This is a genomic window from Atopobium sp. oral taxon 199 str. F0494 (assembly GCF_000411555.1).
Classification (GTDB): Bacteria; Actinomycetota; Coriobacteriia; order Coriobacteriales; family Atopobiaceae; genus Lancefieldella.
The window spans coordinates 950,048-971,619 of sequence record NZ_KE150486.1 but is presented as its reverse complement, the minus strand read 5'-3'; the positions used below and the strand labels follow the sequence as shown (position 1 = coordinate 971,619).

At 54.0% G+C, this 21,572-nt stretch carries 16 protein-coding genes; 11 read left to right on the top strand and 5 right to left on the bottom strand.

Annotated elements, in window-relative coordinates; all coding sequences use genetic code 11:
- The first annotated feature begins 136 nt into the window (after positions 1-136).
- The 7 genes from HMPREF1527_RS04345 to HMPREF1527_RS04320 all read left to right on the top strand — a co-directional run bounded on the left by HMPREF1527_RS04345 (position 137) and on the right by HMPREF1527_RS04320 (position 9,873).
- Positions 137-850 carry a TetR/AcrR family transcriptional regulator gene (locus HMPREF1527_RS04345; RefSeq protein ID WP_016477489.1) on the top strand — a complete coding sequence of 238 codons (714 nt, stop codon included), beginning with the start codon at positions 137-139 and terminating at the stop codon, positions 848-850.
- On the top strand, positions 843-5,618 hold the full coding sequence (locus HMPREF1527_RS04340) for a 2-hydroxyacyl-CoA dehydratase (protein WP_016477488.1): 4,776 nt from the start codon (positions 843-845) through the stop codon (positions 5,616-5,618). The genes HMPREF1527_RS04345 and HMPREF1527_RS04340 overlap by 8 nt, the downstream gene beginning before the upstream one ends.
- 152 nt (positions 5,619-5,770) lie before the next feature.
- Complete coding sequence (locus tag HMPREF1527_RS07850) at positions 5,771-5,938, top strand: CD1871A family CXXC motif-containing protein (RefSeq protein WP_016477487.1); 168 nt, start codon at positions 5,771-5,773, stop codon at positions 5,936-5,938.
- Between the two features lie 62 nt (positions 5,939-6,000).
- The gene (locus tag HMPREF1527_RS04335) at positions 6,001-6,957 is read left to right on the top strand and encodes a 4Fe-4S binding protein (protein WP_369745363.1); all 957 of its coding nucleotides are present in this window, start codon (positions 6,001-6,003) and stop codon (positions 6,955-6,957) included.
- Positions 6,958-7,108: 151 nt separating this feature from the next.
- Complete coding sequence (locus HMPREF1527_RS04330) at positions 7,109-7,753, top strand: TlpA disulfide reductase family protein (protein ID WP_016477485.1); 645 nt, start codon at positions 7,109-7,111, stop codon at positions 7,751-7,753.
- Positions 7,754-7,949: 196 nt separating this feature from the next.
- A complete protein-coding gene (locus HMPREF1527_RS04325; RefSeq protein WP_016477484.1) occupies positions 7,950-8,636 on the top strand; it encodes a response regulator transcription factor in 687 nt (228 codons plus the stop codon).
- Complete coding sequence (locus HMPREF1527_RS04320; protein ID WP_016477483.1) at positions 8,623-9,873, top strand: cell wall metabolism sensor histidine kinase WalK; 1,251 nt, start codon at positions 8,623-8,625, stop codon at positions 9,871-9,873. The genes HMPREF1527_RS04325 and HMPREF1527_RS04320 overlap by 14 nt, the downstream gene beginning before the upstream one ends.
- A gap of 2 nt (positions 9,874-9,875) precedes the next feature.
- Here the strand turns inward: HMPREF1527_RS04320 and HMPREF1527_RS04315 are convergent, their stop codons facing one another.
- The 5 genes from HMPREF1527_RS04315 to HMPREF1527_RS04295 all read right to left on the bottom strand — a co-directional run bounded on the left by HMPREF1527_RS04315 (position 9,876) and on the right by HMPREF1527_RS04295 (position 17,464).
- On the bottom strand, positions 9,876-11,327 hold the full coding sequence (locus tag HMPREF1527_RS04315) for a glycoside hydrolase family 32 protein (protein ID WP_016477482.1): 1,452 nt from the start codon (positions 11,325-11,327) through the stop codon (positions 9,876-9,878).
- Positions 11,328-11,480: 153 nt separating this feature from the next.
- Complete coding sequence (locus tag HMPREF1527_RS04310) at positions 11,481-12,998, bottom strand: glycoside hydrolase family 32 protein (protein ID WP_016477481.1); 1,518 nt, start codon at positions 12,996-12,998, stop codon at positions 11,481-11,483.
- A 129-nt stretch (positions 12,999-13,127) separates the two neighbouring features.
- Complete coding sequence (locus HMPREF1527_RS04305) at positions 13,128-14,078, bottom strand: carbohydrate kinase family protein (RefSeq protein WP_016477480.1); 951 nt, start codon at positions 14,076-14,078, stop codon at positions 13,128-13,130.
- 130 nt (positions 14,079-14,208) lie between these two features.
- Positions 14,209-16,293 (bottom strand): PTS beta-glucoside transporter subunit IIBCA, encoded by a 2,085-nt coding sequence (locus HMPREF1527_RS04300; protein WP_016477479.1) that lies wholly within the window; start codon positions 16,291-16,293, stop codon positions 14,209-14,211.
- 172 nt (positions 16,294-16,465) lie between these two features.
- A complete protein-coding gene (locus HMPREF1527_RS04295; protein WP_016477478.1) occupies positions 16,466-17,464 on the bottom strand; it encodes a LacI family DNA-binding transcriptional regulator in 999 nt (332 codons plus the stop codon).
- A 192-nt stretch (positions 17,465-17,656) separates the two neighbouring features.
- On the opposite strand from HMPREF1527_RS04295, the gene pepT reads away from it, so the two are divergent.
- The 4 genes from pepT to HMPREF1527_RS04275 all read left to right on the top strand — a co-directional run bounded on the left by pepT (position 17,657) and on the right by HMPREF1527_RS04275 (position 21,519).
- Positions 17,657-18,919 carry a peptidase T gene (gene pepT, locus HMPREF1527_RS04290; RefSeq protein WP_016477477.1) on the top strand — a complete coding sequence of 421 codons (1,263 nt, stop codon included), beginning with the start codon at positions 17,657-17,659 and terminating at the stop codon, positions 18,917-18,919.
- A gap of 224 nt (positions 18,920-19,143) precedes the next feature.
- Positions 19,144-19,686, top strand: coding sequence for a hypothetical protein (locus HMPREF1527_RS04285; RefSeq protein WP_016477476.1), 543 nt, complete (start codon positions 19,144-19,146; stop codon positions 19,684-19,686).
- Between the two features lie 182 nt (positions 19,687-19,868).
- Positions 19,869-20,729: an HAD family hydrolase gene (locus HMPREF1527_RS04280; RefSeq protein WP_016477475.1), complete on the top strand. Its 861-nt coding sequence runs from the start codon at positions 19,869-19,871 to the stop codon at positions 20,727-20,729.
- On the top strand, positions 20,722-21,519 hold the full coding sequence (locus HMPREF1527_RS04275; protein WP_016477474.1) for an HAD family hydrolase: 798 nt from the start codon (positions 20,722-20,724) through the stop codon (positions 21,517-21,519). Before HMPREF1527_RS04280 ends, HMPREF1527_RS04275 begins: the two co-directional genes overlap by 8 nt.
- The last annotated feature ends 53 nt before the right edge of the window (positions 21,520-21,572 follow it).

Genomic DNA, 21,572 nt, shown 5'->3' with positions numbered 1-21,572 from the left:
GATATGCGCTATAAAGACCGTGTCGAAATAAGGTTTCGGCACGGTCTCTTTTTGCCTTTTTATTGCTCACTCTGTGCAATAGTTCTCAGATTGTGCAATAATACTCACTGTGTGAAATAACTAGTGAAAGGCAGACATGACCCAGCCTCTGGAATTGGAAGTCGTTCGCCCGGCGACGCTCTTGCAGCTTGATCGCCGCTCACTGCGGACGCGCCTGGCACTGAGGCGCGCGCTCGCGGAAGAAATTGATGCGGTCGGAGATCTTTCCCAAGTGACCGTTACGGCCGTTACTGATCGCGCGGGAGTGACACGCCGCACGTTCTACTCTCATTTCAAAGATATTCCCAACTTGGTTGACCGGGTTGAGCAAGACGCTCTTCAAGAGCTGAAGCCCTATCTGTCAGCGCTTGCTGAAGTGAACCTTGCGCAGTTGAAAGACGCGCTTGACTCGTACAAACCCTGTCCCGGCTCCGCTGAACTTCTCGGCGCTATCCGTAAGCGTGGATTCTATCTACGCGCGCTTCTTGGTAATGGCGGAGATCCCGCCTTTGCCGAGCGTCTCAAGCGCATGGTTCATGAGGTCATTGCAAAGCGTGCCCTTCACGATTTGGACCCGCGTGCGGTCGGGCCGTTCTTTGACTACTATCTGACTTTTGCTATTTCCGCTGAGGTCGGCGTTTTGGTGCGCTGGCTTACCGGAGGCATGCGCGAAACTGACGAGCAGATGGCCGGCCTTATGACCGCGCTTATGTTTGTGGCGCCGGGCGACCTTTACGGCAAACCAATCAAATTGGATATTCCTCGTTTTGCTTTGGCAACGTTGGTTCTTGGAGAGAAAAACAATGAGTAACGAGAAGATTGAGCTGATACAAAATGGCGCAGAGCTTGCTCCTGCGCAACCGATTGACCTGGATGCTGCTCATCTTATGCTTGGTATTGATGTCGGCTCCACTACCGTCAAGCTCTCTGTCATTGATGAAAACGCTACGCTGATCTACGCGAACTACGAGCGCCATCATACTGATGTCCGCGCTACGGCTCGCGAGCTCTTTGAAAAGGCTCAGCGCGTCATTGGTTCCGCTCCGCTCTACGCGGCTATTACGGGATCGGGCGGTATGCTGCTTGCTCAATGGCTTGATCTGGAGTTTGTTCAGGAAGTTATTGCATCCAAGCGTGCGGTTGAGACGCTTATTCCCAAAACTGACGTAGCCATTGAGCTTGGCGGTGAAGACGCTAAGATTATTTACTTTGACAACGGCATCGAGCAGCGCATGAATGGAACGTGCGCAGGAGGTACCGGTGCGTTTATTGATCAGATGGCGTCCCTCTTAAAGACCGACGCTACTGGTCTCAACAATCTTGCCAAGGACGCGAAGCAGATTTATCCTATCGCGTCACGCTGCGGCGTCTTTGCAAAGTCCGATGTGCAGCCCCTGTTAAACGAGGGCGCGGCGCCCGCTGATATCGCGGCGTCTATCTTCCAAGCTGTCGCAAACCAGACGGTTTCAGGTCTTGCCTGTGGACACCCCATCCGCGGATACGTTGCCTTCCTTGGTGGCCCTCTGCAGTACCTTTCCGAACTGCGCCGCCGTTTTTATATCACGCTTAACTTGGATGATGAACATATTATTGTGCCCGAGAACGCTCACCTCTTTGTTGCCACGGGAGCGGCTCTTGCCGGAGAGACCGAGCGCTCAACCACGCTTGCTGAGCTCATCGGAGCTCTCGATAATCTTAAGGGAGCTCAGGGATCAGAAGTCGCCCGCCTTGACCCCCTGTTTGCAGTGGAGGCCGACTACCAGGCCTTTAAGGAGCGGCACAACAAAGAAGTCGTTCCCAAAGGAGATCTCTCCGGCTACCATGGCCGTGTGTTTATCGGCATAGATGCCGGATCGACCACCATGAAAGCCGCAGTTGTGGGCGAGAAGGGCGAGCTGCTCTATACCTGGTACGACAATAACAACGGCGATATTCTGGGTACCGCCCGTAAGATCATGGATTCCATCTACGACGCCATGCCCAAGGATTGTATTATCGGCCACGTGACTACGACGGGATATGGCGAGGGCATCTTGATTGAAGCACTCCGCGCGGATTCCGGTGAGATTGAAACGGTGGCTCATCTGCGCGGTGCCAAAGCGTTCGTACCCGACGTTGACTTCATTCTTGACATCGGCGGACAGGATATGAAGTGCCTGCAGGTCAAAGATGGCGTCATTGAGCACATCATGCTGAATGAAGCCTGCTCGGCGGGGTGCGGCTCGTTCATTGCGTCTTTTGCGGATTCCATGAAGATGGATGTTCGAGAATTTGCGCAGGTGGCAACCAAGGCGCACATGCCAGTTGACCTTGGATCACGCTGCACCGTCTTCATGAACTCCCGCGTTAAACAGGCGCAAAAAGAAGGGGCGACCATCGGCGACGTGGCTGCCGGTCTTTCCTACTCCGTCATCAAAAACGCCCTGTTCAAAGTTATCAAACTGCGTGACTTCAACGAAATTGGGGAGCACTGCATTGTGCAGGGTGGCACGTTTATGTCCGACGCAACGCTCAGAGCATTTGAGCTGCTTACCGGACGTGACGTCATTCGCCCCGATATTGCCGGTACGATGGGCGCCTATGGCGCGGCTCTTCTCGCTCGCGACCGTGCGGGAGCCACGGGAGTGTCCACGCTTTTGGATAAAGAAGCAATCGACAGCCTTGAGGTTAAGCTCACCAATACGCACTGCCGCATCTGCCCCAATAGCTGCCTTCTGACGATCAATGATTTTGGTGGCGGGCATCGCTTTATTACCGGTAACCGCTGCGAGAAGGGCGCGGGCAGGAAACGCGGCAAGAAAAACGAGGCCCCCAACCTCTTTGCGTTCAAGAACAAGCTGCTCTTTGATCGTGAATCGCTGCCAAAGGAAATGGCTCCGCGCGGCACCGTTGGCATTCCGCGTGCGCTCAACATGTACGAGAATTATCCGTTTTGGCATACGTTCTTTACTCGGCTGGGCTTCTCGGTCATTTTGTCTGACCAGACGACCGCGAAGACCTATGACAAAGGTATCGAATCCATGCCGTCGGAATCGGCGTGCTATCCGGCCAAGCTTTCCCACGGGCACATCATGAACCTGTTGGAGAAAGACCCTGATTTTATCTGGATGCCCTGTATCCGTTGGGAGCGCAAGGAAGACGAATCCGCGACCAACCACTACAACTGCCCGATTGTCATGAGCTATCCGCAGGCGCTTGGCCTCAATGTAGACGAGCTGTCCGCGCCGACCGTCGAGTACCTGGCACCCTTTATTCCCTACGATAAAAAGTCCGAGCTTAAGCGCCGGTTGTACGAGCTCATTTCTGAACAGCGCGAGAAGGACGCGGCGGCTGGCAAAGGTCGGTTCCGCGGCGATCACATCACGCGCGCCGAAATTGATGCGGCGGTTGACGCGGCGTGGCAGGCTGACATCGAATTCAAGGACGCCATGCACCGCGCCGGTGACGAGGCCCTTGCGTGGATTGAAGCGCATGACGCGCACGGCATCGTGCTCGCGGGCCGTCCATACCATAACGATCCCGAGATAAACCACGCCATTCCCGAACTCGTGCACTCGTTTGGGTTTGCTGTGCTTACCGAGGATTCGGTGGCGCACAAAATGTTGCCGGAGCGGCCAATTCGCGTGGTTGACCAGTGGATGTTCCACTCGCGCCTGTACCGGGCGGCGCGCTTTGTGGCGTCTCGTAACGATCTTGATCTGATTCAGCTTTTCTCCTTTGGGTGTGGCCTTGACGCGCTGACAACCGATCAGGTTCAGGAAATCCTCGAGGCTTCGGGCAAGATTTATACGATGCTCAAAGTTGACCAGGTTTCCAACCTTGGCGCGGCGCGTATTCGCGTCCGTTCGCTCATGGCTGCCTTGAAAGAGCAGCGAGCAGAACTTGAACGTGCCACAGCGGCGGGAGAGATTGAAGAGGTTGCGCCCGTCGGCGTGCGCATGGCTGACGGTTCTCTGGAAAAGTTGCGGGACACAGGTTCTTCTCGCCAGAGCGTCACTACGAGCGCGGCTGCTGGCATTGGTGGTGGCCGTAGCGGTGATGGCAGTCGCAGACGGGTGCCGGTGTACCGTGAGGCTCAGAGCGCCGCGTACGAGAAGGTGCGCTATACCAAGGAAATGCAGGAGGCGGGCTATACCATTTTGGCTCCGCAGATGGCGCCGATTCACTTTGAGCTGGTAGAAGAGCTACTCAGGGGCGCGGGATACAACGTGGTGCTGCTGCCTTCGGTTGATCAGGGTGCTGTTGACACGGGCCTTCGCTACGTCAACAACGACATCTGTTATCCGTCAATCTTGGTTACCGGCCAGATTATGGAAGCGGTGCTTTCGGGCAACTATGACCTGACACGCACGGCCGTGTTGATTTCTCAGACAGGCGGCGGCTGCCGTGCGACTAACTACATTGCCCTTATCCGCAAGGCGCTGAGAGATGCCGGTCATCCGGAAGTTCCTGTCATTTCTGTTTCCGCTGCCTCAGGTCTTGATGAGGACAATCCCGGCTTCAGACTTTTTAAGCCTGAACTTTTGATCCGTGCTGTGTATGGTCTTCTGTACGGAGACCTCATCATGCAGCTTTTGTACCGCGTACGCCCGTATGAAGCCGTGATAGGGTCGGCAAATGAGCTGTATGACCAGCTCATGGCTGACGCACGCTCACGCATCTGCACCATTAACCGTGCGGGCTTCTATAAAATGTGCCAGCATACGGTAGACGCGTTCGACGCACTTCCGGTGGCGCATGATCGACAGAAGCCCCGCGTGGGCGTTGTGGGGGAGATTCTGGTCAAATTCCACCCGACAGCCAACAACGAATTGGTCAAAGTTATCGAGTCAGAAGGCTGCGAAGCCAACGTACCAGGGCTTGTAGACTTCTTCCTCTTCGGCATGACCAACGCCATCAATACGCATAAGGAGCTGGGCACCAAACTCAAGAGCCGCATCTCGCACATGGCTGGCATCAGGTTGGTCCAGGGTCTTCGCACGCCTATCAACAAGATGCTTGAGAAAAGTGAGCGTTTTGAGCCCTACCCTGACATCTTTGATCTGGCCAAAAAAGCCGAGCAGATTCTTTCTCTGTGCAACACCATGGGAGAGGGCTGGCTGCTTACGGCCGAGATGTGCGATCTTATCGACACCGGTACGCCCAATATCGTGTGTGCGCAGCCGTTTGCCTGTCTGCCGAACCATGTGGTGGGCAAGGCTGTTATCAAGCGCTTGCGTCAGATGCACCCGGAGAGCAACATCGTTGCCGTGGACTACGACCCCGGCGCCTCCGAGGTAAACCAGCTCAACCGCATCAAGCTCATGATTTCGGTCGCCAAAGAGAATTACAAAAACGGAATCTCTGCAGGCAGCGCTTCTGGCCCCAACGACTTCAGACTTGAGAATGAGTTTGATCCCGTGACGAACGAGGCGACTATGCCGTATACGGGTCGCGATCGGTATGGTATGGATTCGATTGTGAATGAAGGTGCGGACCGCTCAAGCTGCGGAACCCATCATGGCGCTGGAGCCATTCATCTTTCTGATGAGCAGCTTGCCGCCATCGAGCGCGCTAAAGAAAAAGCAGGGGTAAAGTAGGCGTGCTACCTCGATAAAAAGAGTCGTGTGCTGATGTTGTTTCTGGCGAGAAGGGCTTGGATTTCCGAGCCCTTCTCGTTTGTAGAGATTAGCTTAACAATGATTTAACACCCCTTCTGTTGTACTGGTGAGCACAGGAGAAGGGAGAGCATATGGAATCAAAGCTCGCTTGTGTTCGAAGTTGTCGTTTGCGAATACTGCCAATCGTGTTTTTACTTTTGGGCGGTGTGTTTGTGGTGTATGGAGCCTCTCGGGGAGAAGTTCAGACCGTTTTTGCAAAAGCGGTCCGTATCTGCCTTGAGTGTGTGGGTATCGGGTAGGTGCGCTCGTGAATAAGGTAGTTACCGGAGCGTGTACTCTTGGAAAGCGGGTATGGTCAGTTATCAGCAGGAGAGGAGTTGTGCAGGCATGCGCGGCCTTTCTTACGAATCCCCATATTCCCAATTTCATCAAAGGGACTATTTACACCGGCTCGGCAAAATCGGTCTGTGTACCTGGACTTAATTGCTATTCTTGTCCGGCGGCAACAGGGGCCTGTCCTATCGGAGCGTTTCAGGCAGTAGTCGGCTCCTCCAAGTTCAGTTTTTCCTACTACATTACGGGTATTTTGATCTTGATTGGAACCCTTCTGGGGAGGTTTGTCTGCGGTTTTCTCTGCCCCTTTGGCTGGGTGCAGGATCTGCTCAACAAAATCCCGTTTCCCAAGAAGTTTGGTACTAAAAAGCTCAAATGGCTGCGCTATCTGAAATACGTCATTTTAATCGTGATGGTGTGGGCACTTCCGGCTTTGCTTCAAAACGCCGTAGGAATGGGTGACCCCTATTTTTGCAAGTACATCTGCCCGCAAGGCATACTTGAGGGAGCGATTCCCCTCTCGCTTGCAGATGAGAGCATCAAAGCGGCTCTCGGCACGCTTTTTACGATGAAATTCAGTATCTTGGCGACAATCGTGCTTTTGAGCGTTATGTTTTACCGCCCGTTCTGCAAATGGATCTGTCCTTTGGGGGCCTTCTATTCGCTGTTCAACCGGATTTCTATTTTGCAGTATCGCGTTGATACGGACGCCTGTATCAAGTGTGGAAAATGTGCCCGTACGTGCAAGATGGATGTGGATATCACCAAGAACAACGCCGCGCTTGAATGTATCCGCTGCGGAGAATGCATTAAAGCATGTCCGGTACACGCGATTGATTCAAAACTCATGTTGATGAACCGTGAGATTGCAGCGTCAAAGAAGGTTGCGGCGGCAAAGACCGCGGCAGCAAAGGCAGCAAGGAGCACGAAGACCGTGGTAGCGAAAGCTTCAAAACAAAAGGCCGCTGCAAAAGCGGCACGGTAGTAAAGCAAGAAGCGCTCTTGCGCTCTTATGAGGCGTGCGCCTCTTTGTAAAGGTATGAACCGTCCGACAGGTCGGAAATCATATGCAGGAAGTGTTACGAATACGCAGGATGCGTATTACGTAGAAAGAAAGCGTCAGAAAGGAACCTGGTATGAAAAAGTTCGCAATGAAACCACTGGTGTATGTTTTGGGAGTACTGATGGCATTCGCCCTGGTAGGCTGCAATGCAAATGCGAAAAAGGACACGGGATCAACGCCGTCAGCCTCAACCTCTGAGCAGCAGTCAAGCTCGTCCGATGTGCCGCCCGAGGCAGCTTCTAAGCTTCACCTGAAGGACGGCGATACGTTCCCCACGCTCAAGGCAACCGACATTACTTCGGGAGAGACGTATGACAACGAGATGTTCAAGAAGAATAAGGTTACTGTTTTGTCATTCTGGTTCAACGGCTGCACAGGCTGCATAAAGGAAATGCCTTTGCTCCAGGAGCTCGCCGATAAGTACAAGGATAAGGGCGTCAATGTCTTAGGCGTAAACGCTGAGGCAGCGTATACTGACGACGCAAAGAAGGAAGCTCAAAATATCCTTACGAAGCAGGGTGTGACCTATGGAAACATCGCTCTTGACCCCAAGAGTGACGCCGGTAAGGTCATTGAGGGCCTGACAGCATTCCCCACAACGATGGTTATCGATCAGAACGGCAAACTTGTAGGTGATCCTATTACCGGCGGCGCTGAAAAACTCGACGGCAGCGAGCTCCAAAAGCGCGTTGAGCAGGCGCTCTCTCAGAGCAAGTAAACCGTATGTATATGCCGCAAGCGACTTGGCATGCTCGTCGGCATACTCTGTAATCGGTTAGGCTAGTATGTGAAAAGGCTGTAAGGACCGCGTCCGAGTCAGGTGCCAAAAAGCATGACTCGCGGCGCGGTCTGAGCAGCATCAGCAATGACGACATCAACCGTGTGCAGTGCGGTCAATGTGTGGAGGTTCGGATTTGAAGATCCTTGTGGTAGAAGATGAGCGCGAACTTCTTACGTCTATCGGGGAAGGACTTGAGATTGACGGCTATTACGTTGACCTTCTCGACAACGGAACCGAAGCGCTTGAGATGGCCCAGATTGAGCAGTACGACCTCATTTTGCTCGACCTCAATCTTCCCGGCGTTGACGGCTTGGACCTTCTGCGCACGCTTCGAGAGCAGCATTCTGAAACCAAGGTATTGATTCTTTCCGCCCGCTCATCGGTAAACGACCGTATCATCGGCTTGGATGCGGGGGCCGACGACTATCTGGTAAAGCCGTTTGCCTTTGGCGAGCTTGAGGCTCGTATCCGCAATCTTTTGCGGCGCGAATATACTCACGGAGAAACGTCGCTTGTATCGGGAGAACTTTGTCTTGATACGGCTGCTCGGCAGGTCTTTGTCAAGGGCGTCAAGGTAAACCTCACTAAAAAGGAATTGGCGATACTGGAATATCTTATGCGCCACGCAGGCACTGTAGTAAGCAGCGAAGAACTGCTGTCACATGCTTGGGATAGCAATGTAGATCCGTTCAGCAATTCCGTGCGAGTCCATATTTTTTCTGTAAGAAAAAAATTGCGAGAAGTGCTTGGATATGACCCGATTTTAAACAAAGTGGGAGAGGGCTATTACCTCAAGGAGGAGAGCGATGATACAGATTAGTGAGAAAATCACGAAGCCAATGCGATCGGTGCGTGCACGGCTCACCCTTCTTATGGTGGCTCTTCTCGTGTGTTGCTGCGCTGTGTTGACCTGGCTTGTATACCATTCAACCGCGCAGCTATTGGAAGTTGCCGCGGCAAACTCACTGCGGCGAGGAGACCTCTCCATTGTTTTGGATGTTGCTGGAATCGAACAGACGATTTTATCTGAGGCCTTACTCATTCTGGTGTTTGTGATTATCGTTGGAAGCTGCGCCTCATACGTTTTAGCAGGGCGCTATACCAAGCCTGTCAAACAACTTTCAGCCCACATGCGCGAAATTGCTCCGAACAGCCTTTCTCGCCCCATTGAAGTTGATGGAGGTGGCGAGGAGATCCAGGAGCTTGTGAAGTCGTTTAACCAGATGACAGAGCAGCTCGGTGAGGCGTTTGCCATGCAAAGCCGTTTTTCGGTCAGTGCGGCGCATGAGTTGAGAACCCCGCTTGCGGTACTTCGCACTCGGCTTGACGTGTTCAAGAAAAAGAAGCGCGAACAGAAAGAATACGATGAGCTCGTGGATACGATGGAGACCTACGTAGACCGTCTTTCCTCTCTCATTTCCAGCCTTTTGGAGCTTACGGCCACCGGAGAGCTGTCTGATGTCGAAGACATCTCGCTTGACACAATGATTGAGACTGTTGTCTCTGATCTTGAGCCGATTGCGCAGGAGCATTCCGTTCGGGTCCAGACTCATGTGCAGCCTCTCGCGGTAAAAGGAAACGTCGATCTTTTGTATCGTGCGCTCTACAATCTTGTGGAAAATGCCATTCGATACAATCGCGATGAAGGAACGGTGGATGTTGACCTTACGGCACAGGAGGATACGGCTGTAATCCGCATTGCCGATACGGGAGTAGGCATTGACCCTGAGGCGAGAGACCTCATATTTGAGCCGTTCTATCGGGTAAACAAGTCTCGCTCGCGAGCCTTCGGAGGCGCCGGCATCGGTCTTTCTTTGGTCAAGGCTATTCTCAAGAGACATGACGCTCACATTGCGGTGGATGGGAACGAGCCTCAAGGAACGGTGTTTACGGTTACATTTTCCAAGGACAAAATGGCTGGTGAAGCTGAGGAAGCAGTAGATGAGCTTGCGACAGGCGAGTCTGAGATGACAGCAGATGTTCCCGAGATGACAAATGAAGTTGAGACAGCGGTAACAAATGAGCCAGGTGCGGCAGACGAGCCTTCGTCTGAGTAAACCTAAGCTTCAAGTGGGTAAACTGAAGCGCTCATGACATCAAAGTTTGAACGAATCCGTAGTTTGTTTTCTGATGGGAACCAGCGGGTGGAAAATACCTCAGCGCCATCGTTGGCGTAGACCTCAACACAGCTTGCATCAATAACGATACGGATATTGCGTAGGTCATCAAGGCGGATCCAGCGTTCGCTCCTGCCGGCTGAGGCGTCTCTACCCGCGTCAGTATCGGCAAAATGAATGCCAAAGGTACCACGCTCAAAAGAAATGCTCAATATATCGTTGAGCATGAGACGGCCTGCGGTCGTACGAATTCCCTTCAGTTCGATATCAGCGCAAAGTCCGTCCAGCTCAAGGGTGGTGTCGTTTTTGAGGGACAGTGCGGCGCCGCGACGTTTTTTCAACTCACGCACAGGCACCTGATGCAGGACACCCGCGTCATCCGCGCTGATTTCGCGGGGGAGCGTCATGACATGGCAGCGGTCCATACCTTCAGGAGCGCTTGTGTAACTTTCGTCGAACGTGCCCATCCAGCCAATGGAGATAGTGCGGCCGCTTTCGTCTTCGAAAATCTGTGGCGCGTAAAAATCAAAGCCGTAATCCCATTCAACAAAGCTGTCAACGTTGACGGTTGTGGCATCAGCGACCTTCTCGCCTTGCGGAAGAGGGAAGTACCCCGCCTGCCACATGTTATGCCAGCGGAACGTTTTTGAGGGGAGTCCCTGCGGACATACGGCGAGAAACTCATAGCCGTTCAACCGGCAGAGATTGGGGCACTCCCACATATATCCGAAGGGTCGAGAAGAACCTTTGGTGTCAACGGGGCGAATGACCGTGCGCAGCTTCCAGTTTTCGCCTGAATCGGCGGAGTCATATACCAGCACGCAGCCGAAATCGCCACGCTCATCAACGTTGGGCGTATTGTGTTCGCCGCGCTCACGGGCCCCGAGCAGCATGTGAAGCAAACCGTCTTGCTCCCAAACCTTGGGATCACGGACGTGCAGGGTACAGTTTTGGGGATAGTCAATATTGCGCAGAAGCACGTTTTTCTCGGAGAAATGAATACCATCTTCGCTGGTGACCATAATCTCGTTGGCTTCCCGGCCTTCATCGATATACTCGCCGATAGACGTATCGATGACGTTGCCCGTGTAGAAGACGCGCATGAGATCTCCGCCGTCAGGAGCGGCGCCGCGGTCGACCCATGCTGAACCTGAGAACACGCCGTCGCGGTCCTCGGCAATATCGGGTGAGAGCGCGATGCCCTGATCGGCCCAGCTGAGGAGGTCTTTGCTGACGCAGTGGCCCCAATATTTGAGCTCGTCTTCAGGCCACTTGGGGGCGTATTGATAAAAGGCGTGATACAGGCCTCTGAACTCGCAAAGACCATTGGGATCGTTGAGCCAACCATTTCGAGGCTGAAGGTGCAATTGAGGATTCCAAAATAACTTGGACATCGTGCTCCTTTGGATGGTGACAGCATGTCGAACACAGCATATTAGCGAATGTCGCGACAGATGCAATAAGCAGATGCGTTTTGTGCAAAATCTCTGCACAAACGTGCCACGACTGACGCAGGTCAGACCGTGGCACGCTGAATAAAAAAGCTCTTAGCAATTCTGGAACGTGTAGCCGTCCATCTCATAGCCGCTGTGCTGTGCCGAGAAGGTCGATGTCACATGAAGCGTATCGATATCCATGGGGAACCAGCGGGTAGTAAGCGTTACTTCTCCGCCGTTGACAAACAGCTCGACAACGGAAGTGTCGACCATAAGGCGCATGCTTTCAATCTTGCCCGCAGAAAGCGCGGAAAGCGGGAGCCGACGCAGGGTGCGGAAACGGCCCGCAGGTCCCAAAAAGACAAGCTCGGCGGTATCTCCGCGTACCACGAACTCAAGATCTGCGTTGAGCAGGAGACGCCCTTCGCCCTGGATGTTGTCAATCGAAACGTCGCAGGTGCCTCCAGCGAAGGTAGCGCCAAGAGCGCCGTCCATGACAAACATATCGTAGCTGGATGATCCTACAAAGCCTGAAGCGCCGTGCGCGGCCTCAGGAGTAAAGGATACCGCCTTGCCGCGGAGCGCGTTCATTTCTTCTACCGGCCACTGGCAGACGCGGCCCGCCTCGTTAAGTGAAAGGACGCGCGGCATCGTAACAGTGTGAGCCCATTCACGCGTGGGAACGTCATACTGGAATTCGATGTCAGGTACGCCAACCCAGCCGATAAGCAGAGAACGGCCCGTAGCATCCTCAAAGACTTGAGGAGCGTAAAAGTCAAAGCCGTAGTCAAGTTCAACAAAGCCACGCTCATCGATGCAGCGATAGGGAGCCTTCGCGTTCATGAGGTCCTTGTCGCCAGCCATTAAATCAATGAGCTTGGTATCGAGGGCAAAATAGCCTGAGTTGTGAATATTTTGGAACCGCAGATCTTCCTTCGATTTGCCTTGAGGACAGACAAAAAGGAACTCGCGCCCGTCAAGCGTGACAAGGTTCGGGCATTCCCACATGTAGCCGAACGCCCTGTCCGAAAGCGAGGTGCAGGTGCCCTCCAGCGTCCATGCGCGACCGTCTTCAGAGCGGTACAGCAAAACGCAGCCGCGGTCGTCCATAGTGCGGGCGCCCAGCAGCATATGGAGCGCTCCGTCCTGTTCCCAAACCTTGGGGTCGCGAACGTGGTTGGAGCAATATGCGGGATAGCCATCATTGCCGAGCACCAGCTCTTTTGGACCAAAGTTCAGACCGTCTTCGGTGATAGTCAGCGTTTCGTTGGCGCGCCGACCGGAATAGTCGTAGTCGTGGTCACCTTCTTCCAAGAAGTTGCCTGTGTAGTAGCACCACATCTGGTTATCTTTGATGATGGCGCTTCCCGAATAGGATCCGTTTGCGTCGAGCTCGCAGTCGGGCATGATGGCGCCACCGCAAAAGGTCCATGTGATGAGATCGGGGCTTGTCCAATGGCCCCAGCCGTGACCGCGCTTGGGCCAGCGGGGAACATATTGGTGAAAGACGTGATAGAGACCCTTAAAATAGCAGAGTCCGTTGGGATCAGTTATGTTACCGTTTGGCGCCTGCAGATGATATTTCAGACGCCAGTTATGCTTTGCTTCAAGGTTGATGAGCATTGCCATGCCTGCACTCCTCTTCTTATTTTATATGGCTACGTTTCGATTGTATCGCCGTGCAATCAACCCAAGGAAAACCGTTGTACGCATTGTTTACATGCTGTTTACGCGGAGCGCTCCTACGCTGGGGCGCCCTTACGCGAGGACGCTTTCGACCTCGTCCAGGGTGGGCATCGCGGGAATGCCGCCACGCCTTCTGACGCAGAGGGACGCCACGGCGTTTCCGAACTTCGCGCACGTTTTGACATCTTCAAGCGTAATGTCCGCCAGATCGACTCCGCTGTCCAAAAACGCGCAGAGGAAACCGCCCCAGAATGAATCTCCTGCCCCGGTGGTATCGACCGCCTCAACGGTAAAGGCGGGAACCACCGCAACGCCCTCTTTGGTGGCCACGAGCACTCCTTCTCCACCGAGCGTTACGCAGACCACCTTCACCCCCTTGGCGAGAAGCGCTTCAGCGGCTTGGGCAGGGTCATCATGCCCGGTGAGCAAAGTAGTTTCTTCCTCGTTGATTTTAACGAGGTCCATGTACGCGACGACAGACTGCATATGCGTGCTTGCAGTGACCGGGTCGCTCCAAAGACTTGCGCGATAGTTGGGATCGTACGAAAGAATGCAGCCGGCGTTTTTCGCCACTTTTAGAGCGTCGATGGTAGCGCTGCGCGCCGGCTCATCGGTGAGAGAGAGCGAGCCTACATGAAAAACACGGCTCTTCTCGATAATATCGGTACGAATCTCTTCAGATGTAAGCTGCGTATCCGCTCCCGGTTTGCGGGCAAAAGAAAACGTCCGCTCGCCCTCTTCGGAAAGGGCGACAAAAGCGAGGGTTGTGAAGTAGTTTGGATCGGAGATGAGGCCGTCACAGTTGACATCGGCAGTGACAAGGGTGGCGCGGAGAAAATCTCCATGCATGTCGGTTCCCACTTTGCCGATGAAAGCCGTACTTTTACCAAGGCGCTCAAGCGCTACCAGAACGTTTGCGGGAGCGCCACCGGGATTGCGTTCAAAGAGCTTCTGGCCGGCCGGAGAGATGCCGGTATCGGTAAAGTCAATGAGCAGTTCGCCCAGTGCCGTGACGGAAAACATATATTGGCTCCTTTGTCCGTACTTCGTATACAGGATTATATGGGGCGCACCGCAGTGCGTTTCTGCTTGTGCGCCCCGTGTGATGGCGTTGTGCTTACGTAATCGCTTATCTCATCGTTTACGCAGGCGGTTACTTGACGTTGATAAGCGGGTCTCCGGCTTTGACCTTAGATCCTGTGTGGCCCTCAACGGAAGCGTATTCATCGGTATTGGTGATGACTACCATGGTTGTGGCGGGAAGGTTAGCAGCCTTGATGGCGCCGAGGTCGACGTCCATAAGTAGCGTGCCCTTCTTGACCTTGTCGCCAGCCTTGCATTTGGCAGTGAAAGGAGCTCCCTTGAGCGTAACGGTATCAATGCCGATGTGGATGAGCACTTCCGTGCCGCTGTTGGAAAGCAGGCCGATGGCGTGTCCGGTTTCTGCCACCATGGTGATTGAACCGTCAACAGGTGAGAAGACCTTGCCCTCGGTGGGCTCAATAGCGGCTCCCTTGCCCATAGCCTCGGAAGCGAAGACGGGGTCTGAGACCTCAGTCATTGCAATGGCATCGCCGGACATGGGGGCGACGACGGTATCGGCGCCAGTGGTCGGAACAACGCCCTGGCTGCTTTCGGCAACCGAAGTAGCGACGGCAGCGGTTTGCTTTGCCGTAGCTGCTGTGGTGGCGACGACCTTCTCGATGTTCGGTTTTTGCTCTTCCTTTGGTGTGGTGACATCTTCAGTGTCTTTGTAAATCATCCAAGTGATGACAAAAGCGATGATTGCAGCTGTGAGGATGCAGATGGCATAGGCAACTGAGTGGCTGGTGGTAATAAGGAAGCCAAAGATGCCGGTGATGCCGTAGGCGATGGAGACAACGCCGAGAATAGAAACGAGGGCTCCGCCGACAGCGCCGCCAATCATAGCGGCAATAAACGGCTTCATGCTGGGCAGGTTGACGCCGTAGATGGCGGGCTCAGTGATGCCGAGGAATCCGGAGATACCGGAGGGAAGCGCGAGCTCTTTCTTTTTCATGCTGCGAGTCTTAACGAAGACTGCCAGGCAGGCGGCGCCTTGCGCAACGTTGCAGCAGGAGATGATGGGGTTGAAGTTGTCGATTCCGGTGTTGGCGATGAGGGTAGCCTCAAGCGCGTTGAACATGTGGTGTACGCCGAGAACAACCGTTGTGGGGTAGATAGCTCCGACCAGAGCGCCACCAAGACCAAAGGGAATGGCAAGCAGGAACTGGAAGCCGACCATGACGCCGTTCTCAATCCAGGAGAAGAGCGGTCCGATAACGGTAAGAGTTAGAACGCCGGTTACCAGTACGGTTACCAGGGGAGTTACAAAGAGGTCGAGCATGTCAGGCACATGCTTGTGGAGCCATTTCTCCAGCATGCACATGATGAAAACGGCGATAACTACAGGGATGACGTGTCCTTGATACCCCTGCAGAGTGACGTTATAGAAGCCGAAGAGCTGGACCTGCGGAATGCCACCCGCGGCCATGATTGCGCCGGCTGTAGCGTGAGCCGCATCCACAGCGCTGCCGGTTACTGAGGTAAGCCAGGCGGCGGCGGATTCGGAACCAACGATCTTATAGGCGGCATCGCCGAGCTGCTGTACAGCATTGGGGATGCTCCATGCGTTCATGAGGGCGGTGTGATTCATAATCATGCCAATAACGCCGCCGAGGAACTCATTGCCACCGAAGACGCGGGCGGCGGAGAAGCCAATCAAAATCTGCAGGAACACAAAGGATGCGTTTGAGAACGTATGAACAAGGATGTACCAGCTGTTGGTCTCAAGCGCTCCGCCCATGGCACTGTTGATGCCCTCGGTGAGGCCCATGAGCAGGCCGGACGCGACGATAGCAGGGATGATGGGGACAAAGACGTCGCCCAAAGCTTTGACAGCACGCTGGAATGGGTTGGCCTTTGCCATACCCGCTTCTTTAGCGCTGTCCTTTGACGTGGCTGAGATGTTGCCCTGCTTGATAAACTCGTCAAAGACTTTGTTGACGGTGCCGGTTCCGTAGATGATCTGAAGCTGACCGGCCGCCTGGAAGCTGCCTTTGGCTCCCACGGCGTTATCGACCGCTTCTTTGTCTACTTTGGAGTCGTCTGCGACAACAAGACGAAGACGAGTAGCGCAGTGTGCCGCGGAAACAATGTTGTCCGCGCCGCCTACCGCCTCCAGGATTTGCCGTGCCGCCTCTGCGTGATCTAGTGCCATGCAATCCTCCCTTATCCGAACAATTTATGAAATCGTTCCCATAGAAAGAATATAGCAAATAATGGTAGTGTTGGGTAGTGTTTTCTTAAATCTATGAAATCGTTCCCACACTCAAAAACGACATGCTAAAAGGTTTGATACCGCAATGGAATTAGTGCCTGCAAAAAGGTGGTTACGCCTGTGCGTCTGAACGGGTTGAATTGCGCACAAGAAGTTCATATCCCATGCGAATTTCGCGCACAATGTTGTCTTCGTTATCCATCGCGCCGATGAGCATCTTCGCCGCCTCCATGCCTGACGTTTTGTAGTGATGATGGATGGTGGTAAGCGAAGGGGTGATAACTTTGGAAAGATCGGAATCGCCGACACCGGTGACCTGTACATCTTCCGGTACGTTTCGACCAAATTCCCTCAGGCAGGTCATGGCTCCGAAGGCAATCGCGTCGCTTGCGCAAACAATCGTGTCGACTTCGGGATATACGTCAAGCAGTGTTTCGCAGGCGAGATAGGCTGAATCGACCGAAAAATCGGATTCGATCTGCGCTCGTTCCGGCACCTTAATCTTTTTCGCATCGCAAGCGTGAGTAAAGCCCATATGCCGGCTTTTACCGGCGGCGATATCACGCTCGGTAACGCCGATGTAAGCGGGTCTTGATCCGTACTTCAGCGCATGTGAGGTGATGTCGTACAGGGCATGATAGTCATCGTGGTAGACACAGGAGAATCCGTCAAATTCCTGGCCGAGTACGACCAAAGGAATGCGAAGGTCTTTAAGGACGCGTTCGTGCTCGGGCGTCAGAATGGTTCCGACCAAAATAATGCCGTCAACGCGATCTTTTTCGGTAAAGACGCGCAGATAGTCAATCTCTTCTTTTTCGTGGTTGTCGGTGTTTGCAAGGAGCATTTGATACTGGGAGTCATTGAACACCGAAGACAGACCGGCGACCATGCGTGACACCGATGCCGAGTTAATTTTCGGAATAATGACTCCGATAAGATGGGTCTTGCCCGTGCGCAGAATCTTTGCCTGGCGAGAGGGGATATAGCCCGTTTCCTTGATGACGCGCGCGATAGCTCGGCGCTTCTCGTCAGAGACATATCCATCGTTGAGGTAGCGCGATACCGTAGCGCGAGAAACGCCTGCCAGTTTGGCTACCGTGGTGATGTTCATAGGCTCCTCGCAATCTATACGGTACGACGTGAGCGGTGCGGTTGGCGCGGATGCGCGCATGAAATCGTTCTCATAGCATAGCCTGACCGTATAGTATTGCAAAACCGTTGCGACTCTGAGATCTCTGTCAAATAAAATCGGCGGACGTATTAAGGTAGTAGCGTTACATGACACTCAACGAATGGAGGAACTATGTCCGGTCAGATACCTGATGTCGTAGAGCGCTTTATGCGGTATGTGCAGATTGACTCTCAGTCAGACCCCGAGCATGACGACGTGACGCCTTCAACGCCTCGTCAGCACGAAATGGCTCGTTATTTGGGGGAGGAACTCAAATCGCTCGGCTGTGCGGACGTTACCGTTGATGAGCACGCCTATGTGACCGGCACGCTTCCCGCGTCCAAAGGAGCTGAAGACGCTCCTGCGCTTATGCTCTGCTCGCACCTTGATTCTGTCATTGACGCGCCGGCCGCGGGCATCAAACCGCATATCGTCCACTACGAGGGCGGCAATCTAGTAGCAGGCGTTGTTGGGGGCGAGAAGGTCGAGACTACGCCGGAGCAGGTTCCCGACCTCGAGAAATTCGTGGGCATGGACATCGTTTGCTCTGACGGCACAACGTTGCTTTCGGCCGACGACAAGGCCGGCGTAGCTGAGATATGTGCCCTGCTCAAGCGCCTGTCTGATGACCCTGCGCTCAAGCATCCGACACTCAAGATAGCCTTTGTTCCGGACGAGGAAATCGGCCACGGCGCGGCCCTTCTCGATCTTGAAAAGCTTGGCGCGGCATATGGCTATACGGTAGACGGAGAGGCCCTTGGCGAGTTCAATTACGAGTGCTTTACCGCGTCGCAGGCAGACATTACGATTACGGGTGTGATGGTGCATCCGGGCAGCGCCAAGGACGTTATGGTCAATGCTATTACCGTGGCATCTGAGTTCCAGCAGATGGTACCCGCATTTGAGCGCCCCGAGCACACGGAGGGTCGCGAGGGTTTCTACCATCCCATCAGCATCGAGGGCTCCGCGTCAGAGGTCAGGCTCTCCTATATCATTCGTGACTTTGACGCGGATATTTTTGACAGGCGCGAGCAGACCCTGCGTGATATAGCGGCATTTCTCAACAAACGCTACGGTGAGGATACCGTGCATATTGAGATTCGCCAGCAATACCGCAACATGGCCGAGAAGTTCAAGGGCTACGAGTTCCTCATTGACGACGCGCTTGCGGCAAATCGTGAAGTTGGCATTGAGCCGAATCCCGTGCCTGCCCGCGGTGGCACCGATGGCGCTCAGCTGACATTTCGTGGTCTGCCCTGTCCCAACATTGCGACAGGTGGATATAACGCCCACTCTATCCGTGAATTCATTCCCGTGCCGAGCATGGAGCTCACCGTTGATCTGCTCGTTACACTGGTAGCGAAGTTTGCTGACCGCGCTTCTCGCCAACGGTAGCCTGACCGCGCTTCTCGCCAACGGTAGTAATTGAGCCGTGAGCGTGATACGCGCTATCGCTCACAGCGTATTCGGTACCGCTTACGCTCCCGTTCGCCCTGTTCAGACAGAGTGAAGCGGGAGCGTAGCATAATTCTAGGAAGCGTTTGTTCTTTTTTGTTAACAAATGGGTAGATTAATTCACAAAAGGTAACTGCCCCCGAGAAAAGAAAGGAAGCATTGCCGTGCAGACCATAATTCTTGCGCTCATTATTATTGCAGCACCAATTGTGGCAGCACTTATGGAACGAGTGAGCAATGCGGGCCTTTCGGAGCGGCGGCATAGCCATCATGATACCTATGTCGCCCCCGCTTCCCTTACCAGAGCTCTTGTTGTCGACATGGCGCTTATGGCTGGCATGAGTCTGCTTTTGGGAGTCTTTTGCGCAGGCGGGTTCTTCTCGGCAGATCTGCTGGTGGTGCTTGCTTTCTTCGCGAGCTTTGCGGCGGTGATGTTTGTAGCGTGGTATGTGCTGTCCCGCTACAAGGTTCAACTGTTTGATGAAGAGATGATTGTGACCCCGTTTTTTGGCCCCGACATTACCGTTCAGTATTCCGATATTGAACATATGGAGTGGTCGGGCATACGCAGGGGAGCCGGTTTCAGAAATTTGGTAATTTGGATTGATGGACAGCCGGTGACTACCTTGTCGGGTATCATAGGTTTGGATCAGGTGCTGCTCCGCATCGACCGCTTCGATGTCTTGGCGCACAGATCCACGCTGTAGCCTGCCTTGGCTGTGTGGCCTTGGAGGTGCGCTCTGGGGTGCACCTTGGCAGCGCGCTCTGATCGGGAGCACCTTGGGCTGCACCTTAGCCGCATGTACCCTGGTTGCGCACCCCGCCGTGAGCGCCCTGACCGTGCGCCCTGGGTTGCATGCCCTGACCGGCATTTTGGAGGAGCCGTTCTGTGATTAAGCTTGTACTTTCCGATATGGACAACACGCTCATTCCCTTTGGCGACAGGCATCCGTCCGCGCGTACAAGAAAGGCAATTCACGAGCTTCTCGACACAGGCGTGCTTTTTGGACCGGATACCGGCCGTGATTATGTTGAGCTGATGCGCCTGTTTGCTATGGATGAAGCCTGTTTTCAGACGGGCATTATCTCTACCGGCAAACGTATTCGAGCTCGTGGGACCTATATTTCGCAGACCAGTATTTCTCACGACCTTCTGACCCGCGTGCATCAGGCGCTTCTCCCGGAACCCGACAAGTTCCTGGTGTGCTACCCGCTTGACACCAATCTCTTGAACCCCGCGTACGCCATAGGCGATATCAATCCAGATGATTTGGCGTTTTGCGAGAAGCGCTTCACGTTTAACGGCGCCATTGTGCCCGATGTTCCCGACATTGACTTTGTCGCCGCGACAATTGCCTGCATGGGTGGCGCTCAAGAGATGGATCGCACGAGGCGTATCATCGCGGAGGCGTGCGCTGACGTTGATCTTGTGAGTCCTGTGCCTAATTGGTTTGACGTGCTGCCGAAGGGCATCTCTAAAGCGTCGGGCTTGGATGTGCTTCTCAAGGCAACGGGTATAGATTACGATGAAGTTGTCATTTTTGGCGATGCGGAGAATGACCTCGAGATTCTGCGAAAGGTTCCGTATTCGGTGGCTGTCGCCAACGCGACGCCTGAGGTGCTTCGCACTGCCAACTATGTAGTAGGTGCTTCAAAAGATGATGGAGTGGCGTGTGCACTTGAGGAAATCACCCGTGCTGTCAGGGCGGGGGAGATGCCTCGGTTTCTAATGGAGGGTGAACATGATTAGACTTATTGCATCAGACATGGACGGTACGCTCCTTGACGAGTATGGCAATGTTCCGCCCGAAACGTTCGAGCTCATTCATGCATTGCGCGAGAAGGGCATCTATTTTGTAGCCTCTTCGGGTCGGCGTTATGACACGCTTCGATGGATGTTTGAACCTGTCGCCCATGAGATTGATTATGTCGCATCGCTTGGTACACAGGTGTATGCCGAAGATATGATTCTTGACCGCGAGGTCTTCTCGACAGCCGCCATCAAAAAGCTCTTTGCCTTCTCGCAGGAGTTCGACTGCGTGCATCTGGTGGTATACGATCGCGATCACACCTACCTGCTGGATGACTATTCCGCCTTCGTCCGTGAGCTGGATAAAGACTTGCCTAATGCCGAGCGCGTGTTCGATCCGCCTTCGCCGGACGTCAGTGTCATTAAGGCCGCGGTCTGTTGCGACAATCGCGTCAAATCCATGGATATGGCCATGATTCTTGAGCGTGAGCTGGGAGGACGTTTCTCCTTTATGCCTTCAGGTGATACGTGGATAGACGTTGTGCCGCGCGGCGTCAATAAGGCAACGGGCCTTGAGCAGATTCGGCAGTACTACGGATTCAAGCGAGACGAAATTCTCGCGTTCGGCGATTCAATGAACGACTACGCCATGCTGCGCTATGCGGGAACCGCTTTGGTGATGGAGAACGCTCGCTACGCCCTCAAACAGATTGCTACACGCGTGATTGGTTCCAACACCGAGCGGGCCGTGCAGGCTGAGCTGCGCAAGATGCTGGATGACTTGAAGTAACGTACTTGAGGTGCGCGTTTGTGGTGCGCACATGAGGCGACGCGTGCGTGAGG

Bases quoted from the DNA above. Each gene is read 5' to 3' on its own strand.
- HMPREF1527_RS04345 (WP_016477489.1), top strand. From the start codon at position 137: ATGACCCAGCCTCTGGAATTGGAAGTCGTTCGCCCGGCGACGCTCTTG.
- HMPREF1527_RS04340 (WP_016477488.1), top strand. From the start codon at position 843: ATGAGTAACGAGAAGATTGAGCTGATACAAAATGGCGCAGAGCTTGCT.
- HMPREF1527_RS07850 (WP_016477487.1), top strand. From the start codon at position 5,771: ATGGAATCAAAGCTCGCTTGTGTTCGAAGTTGTCGTTTGCGAATACTG.
- HMPREF1527_RS04330 (WP_016477485.1), top strand. From the start codon at position 7,109: ATGAAAAAGTTCGCAATGAAACCACTGGTGTATGTTTTGGGAGTACTG.
- HMPREF1527_RS04320 (WP_016477483.1), top strand. From the start codon at position 8,623: ATGATACAGATTAGTGAGAAAATCACGAAGCCAATGCGATCGGTGCGT.
- HMPREF1527_RS04315 (WP_016477482.1), bottom strand. From the start codon at position 11,327: ATGTCCAAGTTATTTTGGAATCCTCAATTGCACCTTCAGCCTCGAAAT.
- HMPREF1527_RS04310 (WP_016477481.1), bottom strand. From the start codon at position 12,998: ATGGCAATGCTCATCAACCTTGAAGCAAAGCATAACTGGCGTCTGAAA.
- HMPREF1527_RS04305 (WP_016477480.1), bottom strand. From the start codon at position 14,078: ATGTTTTCCGTCACGGCACTGGGCGAACTGCTCATTGACTTTACCGAT.
- HMPREF1527_RS04300 (WP_016477479.1), bottom strand. From the start codon at position 16,293: ATGGCACTAGATCACGCAGAGGCGGCACGGCAAATCCTGGAGGCGGTA.
- HMPREF1527_RS04295 (WP_016477478.1), bottom strand. From the start codon at position 17,464: ATGAACATCACCACGGTAGCCAAACTGGCAGGCGTTTCTCGCGCTACG.
- pepT (WP_016477477.1), top strand. From the start codon at position 17,657: ATGTCCGGTCAGATACCTGATGTCGTAGAGCGCTTTATGCGGTATGTG.
- HMPREF1527_RS04275 (WP_016477474.1), top strand. From the start codon at position 20,722: ATGATTAGACTTATTGCATCAGACATGGACGGTACGCTCCTTGACGAG.